A 9,048-nucleotide genomic window follows, 5' to 3' on the forward strand; every position below is an offset into this window, starting at 1 on the left:
CGAGCACACGGCGGAGTGGCGTGCCGGTTTTCTTGCCGCCGTCGACGGCCTTGAAGCGGTCCGCGACGTCTACCGGCTCGCCGGGAACCACGACTTCCTGCTGCGGGTCGTCGTGGCGGACATGGCCGCGTTCGACCAGTTCTATGAGGCGTTGACCGCCACGGTCAGGCTGCGGAGCGTGAACTCCGTGTTTGCTCTCGAGGCTGTACGGACCACCACATCCCTTCCCTTGGCTGTGTCGATCGCAGGATGACGCCTGCTTGACAATGTCGAACGTGTCGCCTCGAGGCTCGGTCAGGCCTCATCCGCCGCCAAGGGCAACTGGAACCGCGCTTGAAACCCGTCTGCCGCTCCGGGTCTCGGCGACGTCAGTATCAGTCTGCTTCCCGTCCGGTCTGCGATCGCGGCAACGATGGTGAGACCGAGCCCGCTGCCGCCGGGTTTCTGCACGTCCTGCTGGAAACGCTCCGTCAGCCGAGCGAGGCGCTCGCGTTCGACCACGGGTCCCGCGTTTGAGACGATCAGGTCGCCGTCTAGGGTCAGCAGAACCTTAACCTCACCATGTGCTGCTCCATGCCTGAGCGCGTTCTCCACCAGGTTCCGACAGACGATTCCCAGCGCGTCGGGGTCGATGGTCGAGAGCACCGGGGTCTGGGGAAGGTCGAGCGCCAAGTCATGCGACTGAAGATTGCGCATCATATCTTCGACGACGATACGCAAGCCGGCCCGAGCATCGTGTGCCGTGTCGGACAGGAGGCGTCCGCCTTCGGCGCGCGCCAGTTGCATCAAGCGTTCTGTCCGGCGCGTCAGCCGTTTCAGCGTCTCCTCGATGTCGGTCGCGCGCTGTGCGGCCGCCCGGTCTTCGGTTTCCGACCGCAGCCGTTGCGCCTGTGCGATGGCGCCTGCCAGAGGCGTCCGCAGCTCATGGGCCGCGTTCGCCGCGAAGCTGCGCTCAGCCTCGAACGCATCGCGCAGGCGGTCAAGAAGGCCGTTCAGGGTTTCGGCCAGCGGACCAATCTCCGTCGGCAGATCGCTCGCAGGAACCTCCGACAAGTCACTGGCGCCGCGCGCCTCCAGCCGAGTGCGGAACCGGCGCAGGGGATCCAGGCTGAAGCGGACCGCCAGGATGATGGCCCCAAGTGCGACCGGCAGGACGATCAGCAGCGGCAGGCCGAGACCCATCCGGATCTCCCGCGCGACCGAAGCGCGATGAGCCAGCGGCTCGGCCACGGTGATGCGGATAGTGTCCTGAAGCGCCGCATCGCTGTAGAGTCGGTGGGTGGCGGTCTGTCGGAACCCCTGTCCGTCCCAGGGCGGAAACACGGCAGGGTCGGCCGCATGAGATTGCAGCAGGATACGCCCCTCGCCGTCGCGGACGAGGTAGGTGAAGAGCTCGTCGTGTTCCCGGATGGGCGCGAGCCGTTGCGTCACGCCCTGATCTTCCCGGCCGACGATGTCGGTGACGGCCAGCGGCAGGATCCGTTCCGCAGTCTCCCGCAGTGCGCTGTCGAAGACCTCGTCCAGCTCGCCCCGGACGATCACGGCCGTCACCGTCGCCGCGAGCAGCCACAGCACCGTCAGCGCCAGCCCGAGCGACAGACCAAGCCGGCCCTGAAGGCTCGCGGGCCATTTCATGGACGGCCCAGCCTATAGCCCATGCCGCGCTCCGTCTCGATCACCGTAGCCCCGAGCTTCTTGCGAAGCCGACTGACATGGACCTCGATGGTGTTGCTCTCCACCTCCGCGTCGAAGGCATAGAGCTTCTCCTCAAGCTGTGCCTTGGACAGAAGCTGACCGGGCCGCGCGAGAAAGGCCTCGAAAAGTGCCCATTCCCGCGCCGTAAGGGGGACGGGCTTGCCGTCGCGATGCACGCTGCGGGCGGCGAGATCGATTTCCAGCGGCCCGTGGGTGACGATTGGGTTCGGGTTGCCGCTGTAGCGTCGAGCGACAGACCCGATCCGCGCGGACAACTCAGCGAGATCGAAGGGCTTCACGAGATAATCGTCGGCGCCCGCATTCAGCCCCTCGATCCGATCCGACACCTGGTCGAGCGCGGTCAGGATGATAACCGGCGTTACGTCTCCGCGCGCGCGCAGGCTCTTCAGGAAGCCGATCCCGCGACCGTCCGGCAGCATGAGATCGAGCAGGATCAGGTCATAGGCCGTGGTTTTCACAGCGTCGCCGGCCGCATCGAGGCGCATCACCCAATCGACCGACTGCCCATCGGCCGCGATCTGGTCGCGCACTGCGGCTCCCAGTACCGTGTCGTCCTCGATCAGCAGGATGCGCATCCTCGTCCCCGTCCTTTTCCGATGACCCTCCATGATCTGTCCGGCTGACACGAAGCTGAAGCGGGTGGTTGCGTCCCTTCAGGCTGCCGTCAGCTTCGCCGCGCATGAATTGCGTCAAGTGGCGAGCCACGAGGAGTTTGGCCTATGAAGAAGATATTGACAATTCTCGGCTTTCTCGCGGTCTTTCCTGCTGGTGTCGCGCTGGCGGACGACGACTGCTTCGTGCCGATGGCCGACTGGCAGCCGCGCGACGCCGTCGCCCGGCTGGCCGAGGAGAACGGCTGGACGGTGCGGCGGATCAAGATCGACGACGGCTGCTACGAGATCGACGGTCGGGACGCCGAAGGGCGCCGGATCGAGGTGACCGTTCATCCGGCGACGCTGCAGGTGATCGAGTTCGAATACGAGGACGAGGACAACGACGATCGGCCCCGCCGGGATCGCGAAGGAGGCGACGATGACTGATGCAATCTCACACCAGGCGCCAGAGATGAATACGGCGCCGAGCAGCAAAGTCCGTGTCTGGGATCCGCTGGTCCGGGTTTTCCATTGGGGTCTGGTCGCGGCCTTCGCGACCGCATGGCTGACTGCGGACGAGCTGCAACCTCTCCACGAGCTTGCAGGCTACACCGTCGCCGGACTTGTGGCCTTCCGGCTGGTCTGGGGGCTCGTCGGCAGTCGCTACGCGCGCTTCGCCCAGTTCCTGAGGGGCCCTCGCGAGACGCTGGCCTATCTCGGGGACATGACCCGCGGACGCGAGCGGCGCTACCTCGGCCACAACCCGGCGGGCGCGGCGATGGTCGTGGCCTTGCTGGTTACTCTGGCCGGGACTGCTTTCACCGGCTGGCTCATGGAGGATGAGGCCCGTCTGGCGATGCTTCCGTCCATGCCCGCCATCGTGGCACCCGCCTGGGCCGACGACGACAGCGACGAGCGGGAATACGGCGCGCGGGGCGAGGTCGAGGGACCGCTGAAGGAGCTCCACGAGACGCTCGCCAACCTGATGCTGCTGCTCGCCGCACTGCATGTGGGCGGCGTCGTTCTGGCCTCCTTCAGGCACCGCGAGAACCTGGCGCGCGCCATGGTGACGGGCGACAAGCGCGGACCTGGTCCCGGGGACATCGCCTGACCGCACCCATACCCGAGGCCGACCGTCCCTGCGGCCCCGCCTGGCCTCGCCCTCACGGGCGGGGCCCTTTTCTTTCGGAAGCCGCTTTCTTCCTGACAGCAAGCTGAAGCGGGAATCGCCGACGCGTCAGCAAGCCCTCAGGTCGTGTCTCCAGATTGTCCTCAGCAGATGACAAGGAGACCCTGCCATGAAGAAGACCCTGACACTTCTGGTCGCGTCCACGGCGCTGACCGCCGCGATCGGCGTCCCCGCCTGGAGCGCGATGCAAGCCCCCTCCGACGTCCTTAGGCCCGTCGCCGCGCTCTTCGGCGACGCCCCGGACACCATGCCCCTCGTTCTCGCAAGCGACGATGACGACGACGACCGCTGGCGGGACGGCTCGCGTCGCGGCCACGACGACGACGATGACGATGACGACGATGACTGCGACGACGATGATGACGACGACGATTGCCGCGGTGGCGCTCGCAATCCCGCGCCCGCCGGCACGGTCGCCCCTCCGCAGAACGGCCTCTTCGGGAACGGCGCTCCGCCGCAGGTTCAGGTGAACTGAACCGCTCTCAAGCTCCTCTCCGAACAAGGATCAACCCGATGAAATCGCTTCTCGCAACGCTCGCGCTCACCACCGCGCTGACGCTCCCCGGCCTCGCCATGGCGAGGCCTGTGACGCTCACCACGACCCTCAACAATTACGGCGGCGACGGGGCCTATCTCGCGGTCTACGTCACCGATACCTTGGGCGCTTACGTCGGCAGTCTCTGGATGGCTGGCGGCAAGTCGAAATACTACGAGCATCTGAGCGACTGGTACCGCGCCACCGGCGGCGACACCGCGCAGGTCAACGGCATCACCGGCGCAAGCGTCGGCGCGGGCCGCACGCTCGAGATCACGCTCGACCTGGCCGACGCGCTCTTCGACGCGGGCTATACCCTCCACATCGACGCGGCCGTCGAGGACATGCGCGACAGCCCGAACGAGGTGGCGGTGCCGCTCACGACCGATGGCGCGGGCACGCCTGTGCAGGGCCGCCGGTACATCGCCAGCTTCGCCTACGACATGTGAGGATCGGGGCCATGATCCGTGCACTCCATCGCTGGCCGGGTCTTCTGGCCCTCGCGCTCGTCACGATCCTCGCGCTGAGTGGCGCGGCACTGTCGGTCTTCCCTGTGGCCGAACGGCTTGCCGCCCCGCAGCCGGAGACCGGGCTTACGGTCGCCGCCCTCGCGGACCGCATCCAGACGGTCTATCCGGGCGTCGAGCAGATCCGCCGATCACCCTCGGGCCGGATCACCGCCTACTGGTTCGATCAGGGCGCGCCGGGGGCCGCCGTGATCGACCCGGCGACGGGTGAGGGCGTGGCCTCGGCCGACCCGAACCAGGCCGAACGCTGGTTGACCAACTTGCACCGGTCGCTGTTCCTCGGGGACGGCGGGCGCATAGCCATGGCTGCAGGGGCTGCCGCGATGCTGATCCTCTCGCTCTCCGGCGCGGCGCTGGTCGCGCGGCGGACGGGCGGCTGGCGGCACTGGTTCGCGCGCCTGCGCGGTCCGCTCGCGGGCAGGCTGCACGTCGAGATCGCCCGGATCGCCGTCGTCGGCTTCGTCCTGTCTTCCACGACCGCCCTCTGGATGACGGCGTCGACCTTCGATCTCCTGCCGGATGGCGGCGCCATCCCGGCCATGCCGACCGAGGTCAGTGGTGAGACGGGGTTCGCTCCGGGCCGGATGCCCACGCTGCAGCAGACGCCCGTCGCTGAGTTGCGCGAGCTGAGCTTTCCCTATCCCGGCGATGCAACCGATCTGTTCACGCTCAAGACCGACCGGGGCACCGGCTATCTCGACCAGGGCGATGGGGCCCTTCTGGCCTGGGCCGACCTGACGGGATGGGAGCGCGTCTCGGAAACCATCTACATGCTGCACACCGGACAGGGCGCGGCGACTTTCGGGCTCGTGCTCGGGCTCATGGCGCTTGGGGTTCCGGCGATGGGCGCGACGGGCGTCTTGGTCTGGCTTGCCGGGCGGCGCGGTCGGCCGCGCATCCGGGGCAACCAGCTTGCGGCGCGCGCCGAGACGATCCTTCTCGTCGGTAGCGAGGGCGGCAGCACCTGGGGATTTGCGGCCACGCTCCACACCGCACTGACGCAAGCCGGGCAGAAGGTACACACAGCACCGATGTCGGCTTTCGCGCCAGAACGCTACGCTACGGCCCAGCGGATCATCCTGCTCGCCGCAACCTATGGCGACGGCGCGGCGCCCGCCTCGGCGAAGGGCTTTCTCGACCGGCTGAACGCTTCCGACCGGGCGCCGGACATTTCTCTGGCGGTGCTCGGCTTCGGCGACCGCAGCTTTCCGGCCTATTGCGCCTTCGCAAGGGACGTCGCGGCAGCGGCGCAGGCGAAGGGTTGGCCCGAGCTTCTGCCGCTCGACACAATCGACCGGCAATCGCCGCAGGATTTCGCGCGCTGGGGCCGGGCCCTCGGAGACTTGCTCGGCATTGCGCTCGAACTGACGCACCAGCCGGTCCAGCCGCAAACGACCACGCTGACCCTCGTCTCGCGGCGCGACTACGGCGCCGAGGTGCAGGCCCCGACGGCGATCCTCCGCTTCGCGTTTCCCCGTGTCTCGCTCGGGCAACGGCTGCTCGGGGGCGGGTTCGCACGGTTCCAGGCGGGTGACCTGATCGGCATTCTGCCCGAAGGCGGGACCGTCCCGCGGCTCTATTCGCTCGCCTCTGGGCGCCGCGACGGCTTCATCGAGATCGTGGTCAAGAAGCATCCCGGCGGCCTCTGCTCGGGTCAGCTCACAGCGCTGGAACCTGGCGACACGGTGAGCGCCTTCTTGCGCCCCAACCCCGGCTTCCGTCCGGGCCGAAGCCGGGCGCCCCTGATCCTGATCGGCGCAGGGACCGGCATCGGGCCGCTAGCGGGCCTTGTGCGCGGCAATACGCGCCGCAGGCCGATCCACCTGTTCTTCGGCATGCGCCATCCCGACAGCGATTTCTTCTATGGCGAGGAGTTCCCCGGATGGCAGGACGAGGGGCGCCTGACCCGGTTGGTCACGGCCGTCTCGCGCGGGGCGCGTCCCCATTACGTCCAGGACGCGCTGCGCAGCGAGGCCACTCAGGTCGCAGAGCTCATCCGAAATGGCGCGCGCGTGATGGTCTGCGGCGGACGGGACATGGCCGCCGGCGTGGCCGAGGCGCTGGCCGAGATCCTCGCACCGGCCGGGCTGACGCCGGCGGTCCTGAAGGCGGAGGGGCGGTATGTCGAAGATGTCTACTGAGCTGACGAGGCACGCCCTGAACGGGGCGACCATGGGCACGCGCTGGTCGGCGCTGTTCTTCGCGGAGCCGGACTTCGACCCGGCCCCGGTCCGCGCGGCGCTGCAGGCGGCCGTGGACGAGGTGGATGGACAGATGTCGACCTGGAACCCGGGCAGCGACCTGATGCGGCTCAACGCGGCGCTGGTTGGAGAATGGGTGGCGGTGCCCGCGCAACTGGCTGCGGTCCTGCGCCTCGGCCTCGAGATCGGGCGCGCCTCGAGCGGTGCGTTCGATATTGGCATGGGCGACGCGGTGACGGCCTGGGGTTTCGGGCCTGCGGCTGCCGCGCCGGATGGCATCCACGTCGCGATGAAGACCCGCCGCCGCCCAGCGCACGAGGTTCTGGAGTTCGACGGCGACCAGCTTCGCAAGGCCGCGCCCATCGCGCTCGACCTCAACGCCATCGCCAAAGGCTATGGCGTCGACCGGCTCGCCGAGACCCTGCGCGATCATGGGATTTCCGATGGACTCGTCGGGATCGATGGCGAGATGCGTGCGATGGGCCTTAGGCCGGACGGCGAGGCGTGGACGATCGCGGTCGAGGCGCCGGACGCAGAGCGCCGGACGCCGCATTCGATCCTCGAGCTTCAGGATGCCTCCGTCGCCACCTCCGGCGACTACCGCTACTGGGTGGAGGTGCAGGGGCGCCGCCTGTCGCACACGATGGACCCGAGGCGGGGCGCGCCGCTGATTGCGTCGCCGGCCTCCGTCACCGTCGTGGCTCGAACCTGCGCCGAAGCCGATGCCTGGGCGACGGCCCTAATGGTGCTTGGGCCGGACAAAGGTGCTGCGCTCGCAAGACGAAGCGGGCTCGACGCCCTGTTCCTCTTGCGCGATGATGATGCTAGCGCACGGGGCGTGGGAGTCGGTCGACTTTTTTCCGAAGAGCCAGCGGCAATCGCCTCAGCCGAGGGGAGATAGGCCGCATGGAGACGACACGGACTGATCGCTTCAAGACCGCTATCCTGCTCATTGCCGCGACCGGCCTGATTGCGGGACTTGCCTTCTACTTTTCCGGCCGTCCCGACGCTGCGAACCTGATCTGGATCGCCGGCGTCGTTCCCGCGCTCGCCGCACTCGTGGTGGAGATCCTGCGCAGCCTGCGCTCCGGCGAGGTGGGCCTCGATATCGTCGCCGCGCTGTCGATGTCGGCGGCTCTGGTCTTCGGCGAGACGCTCGCCGCGGCGGTCGTCGCGGTGATGTATTCCGGCGGCACATTCCTCGAAGCCTTCGCCGAAGGCCGCGCCCGGCGCGAGATGCACGACCTCCTCTCCCGCGTGCCGCGGACCGCGACCCGGCACCGCAACGGTGGGCTGGAGGAGATCCCGCTCGACCACATCGCGCCCGGCGACCGCCTCCTGATCCGTCAGGGCGACGTGGTGCCGGTAGACGGCACGGTGGCCTCGGAGACGGCCTTCGTCGACACCTCCGCGCTGACGGGGGAGTCCCTGCCAGTGCGCCTCGCGCAGGGCGCCGACGCCATGAGTGGCTCCACAAACGCAGGCGAGGCGTTCGATCTGACGGCGACGCGAGAAGCCAAGGACAGCACCTATGCCGGGATCGTCCGGCTGGTCGAGGAGGCGCAGGCGTCGAAGGCGCCGATGTCGCGGCTGGCCGATCGCTGGTCGCTGGGGTTTCTGGCCGTCACGGTCAGCATCGCCTTTGCGGCCTGGTGGTTCACGGGCGACCCGATCCGGGCCGTCGCCGTGCTCGTCGTTGCCACGCCCTGTCCGCTGATCCTTGCCGTGCCGGTCGCGCTCGTCGCCGGCCTGTCGCGGGCGGCGCATTTCGGCGTGCTGATCAAGGGCGCGGGGCCGCTCGAGACGATGGCGCGCATCCGCACGCTGATCCTCGACAAGACCGGCACGCTGACCGACGGCCGACCGCAGATTGTCTCGATCGATAGCCACGACGGCATGGCAGAGGACGACATCCTGAGCGTCGCGGCATCGCTCGACCAGGCCTCCAAGCACCCCGTGGCGCAGGCCATTGTCGCCGCCGCGAAGGCACGGGGCTTCACGCTGCCGGTTCCGTCGGACGTGGCGGAGATCCCGGGCGAAGGCGTCGTCGGCCATGTCGAGGGCCGCAAGGTCATCGTCGGGGGCGATGCCTTCGTCGCATCCCGCGTCGGACGGCGGCCCGGCGATCATTCCGTCATCGCTGCCGGCTCGGTCCTCGTCGCCGTCGCCGTCGACGGGCACATGGCGGGGCATCTCGTCATGTCCGATCCGCTGCGCGAGGGCGCGGGCGCCATGCTCGACGGGCTGCGCCGCGAGGGGATCGCGCGTATCCTGCTCGCGACAGGCG

10 protein-coding genes are annotated in these 9,048 nt (G+C 68.5%); 8 read left to right on the forward strand and 2 right to left on the reverse strand.

Annotated elements, in window-relative coordinates:
* A partial coding sequence (locus tag ACTS11_RS11425; protein ID WP_442640440.1) for an Lrp/AsnC ligand binding domain-containing protein occupies window positions 1-253 on the forward strand: 253 nt, incomplete at its 5' end.
* A 41-nt stretch (window positions 254-294) separates the two neighbouring features.
* Here ACTS11_RS11425 and ACTS11_RS11430 read toward each other — a convergent pair.
* Window positions 295-1,635 (reverse strand): ATP-binding protein, encoded by a 1,341-nt coding sequence (locus ACTS11_RS11430; protein ID WP_442640441.1) that lies wholly within the window; start codon window positions 1,633-1,635, stop codon window positions 295-297.
* Entirely contained in the window at window positions 1,632-2,291 is a 660-nt protein-coding gene (locus tag ACTS11_RS11435; RefSeq protein WP_442640442.1) for a response regulator transcription factor, read from the reverse strand. Before ACTS11_RS11435 ends, ACTS11_RS11430 begins: the two co-directional genes overlap by 4 nt.
* A gap of 144 nt (window positions 2,292-2,435) precedes the next feature.
* On the opposite strand from ACTS11_RS11435, the gene ACTS11_RS11440 reads away from it, so the two are divergent.
* The 7 genes from ACTS11_RS11440 to ACTS11_RS11470 all read left to right on the forward strand — a co-directional run.
* Entirely contained in the window at window positions 2,436-2,756 is a 321-nt protein-coding gene (locus tag ACTS11_RS11440) for a PepSY domain-containing protein (RefSeq protein WP_442640443.1), read from the forward strand.
* The gene (locus tag ACTS11_RS11445; RefSeq protein WP_442640444.1) at window positions 2,749-3,420 is read left to right on the forward strand and encodes a cytochrome b/b6 domain-containing protein; all 672 of its coding nucleotides are present in this window, start codon (window positions 2,749-2,751) and stop codon (window positions 3,418-3,420) included. Before ACTS11_RS11440 ends, ACTS11_RS11445 begins: the two co-directional genes overlap by 8 nt.
* Before the next feature lie 187 nt (window positions 3,421-3,607).
* Window positions 3,608-3,973, forward strand: a complete 366-nt coding sequence (locus ACTS11_RS11450; RefSeq protein ID WP_442640445.1) for a hypothetical protein — start codon at window positions 3,608-3,610, stop codon at window positions 3,971-3,973.
* Between the two features lie 38 nt (window positions 3,974-4,011).
* Window positions 4,012-4,482, forward strand: a complete 471-nt coding sequence (locus ACTS11_RS11455) for a DUF2271 domain-containing protein (RefSeq protein ID WP_442640446.1) — start codon at window positions 4,012-4,014, stop codon at window positions 4,480-4,482.
* Window positions 4,483-4,493: 11 nt separating this feature from the next.
* Window positions 4,494-6,701: a PepSY domain-containing protein gene (locus ACTS11_RS11460; RefSeq protein ID WP_442640447.1), complete on the forward strand. Its 2,208-nt coding sequence runs from the start codon at window positions 4,494-4,496 to the stop codon at window positions 6,699-6,701.
* Window positions 6,682-7,662, forward strand: a complete 981-nt coding sequence (locus ACTS11_RS11465; RefSeq protein WP_442640448.1) for an FAD:protein FMN transferase — start codon at window positions 6,682-6,684, stop codon at window positions 7,660-7,662. The genes ACTS11_RS11460 and ACTS11_RS11465 overlap by 20 nt, the downstream gene beginning before the upstream one ends.
* 5 nt (window positions 7,663-7,667) lie before the next feature.
* On the forward strand, window positions 7,668-9,048 hold a 1,381-nt coding region (locus ACTS11_RS11470), incomplete at its 3' end, for a heavy metal translocating P-type ATPase (RefSeq protein ID WP_442640449.1).

Source organism: Roseicyclus sp. (assembly GCF_052168335.1).
GTDB lineage: Bacteria > Pseudomonadota > Alphaproteobacteria > Rhodobacterales > Rhodobacteraceae > Roseibacterium.

Coding starts and splice junctions, on each gene's coding strand:
- ACTS11_RS11430 (WP_442640441.1), bottom strand. CDS start 1,635: ATGAAATGGCCCGCGAGCCTTCAGGGCCGGCTTGGTCTGTCGCTCGGG.
- ACTS11_RS11435 (WP_442640442.1), bottom strand. CDS start 2,291: ATGCGCATCCTGCTGATCGAGGACGACACGGTACTGGGAGCCGCAGTG.
- ACTS11_RS11440 (WP_442640443.1), top strand. CDS start 2,436: ATGAAGAAGATATTGACAATTCTCGGCTTTCTCGCGGTCTTTCCTGCT.
- ACTS11_RS11445 (WP_442640444.1), top strand. CDS start 2,749: ATGACTGATGCAATCTCACACCAGGCGCCAGAGATGAATACGGCGCCG.
- ACTS11_RS11450 (WP_442640445.1), top strand. CDS start 3,608: ATGAAGAAGACCCTGACACTTCTGGTCGCGTCCACGGCGCTGACCGCC.
- ACTS11_RS11455 (WP_442640446.1), top strand. CDS start 4,012: ATGAAATCGCTTCTCGCAACGCTCGCGCTCACCACCGCGCTGACGCTC.
- ACTS11_RS11460 (WP_442640447.1), top strand. CDS start 4,494: ATGATCCGTGCACTCCATCGCTGGCCGGGTCTTCTGGCCCTCGCGCTC.
- ACTS11_RS11465 (WP_442640448.1), top strand. CDS start 6,682: ATGTCGAAGATGTCTACTGAGCTGACGAGGCACGCCCTGAACGGGGCG.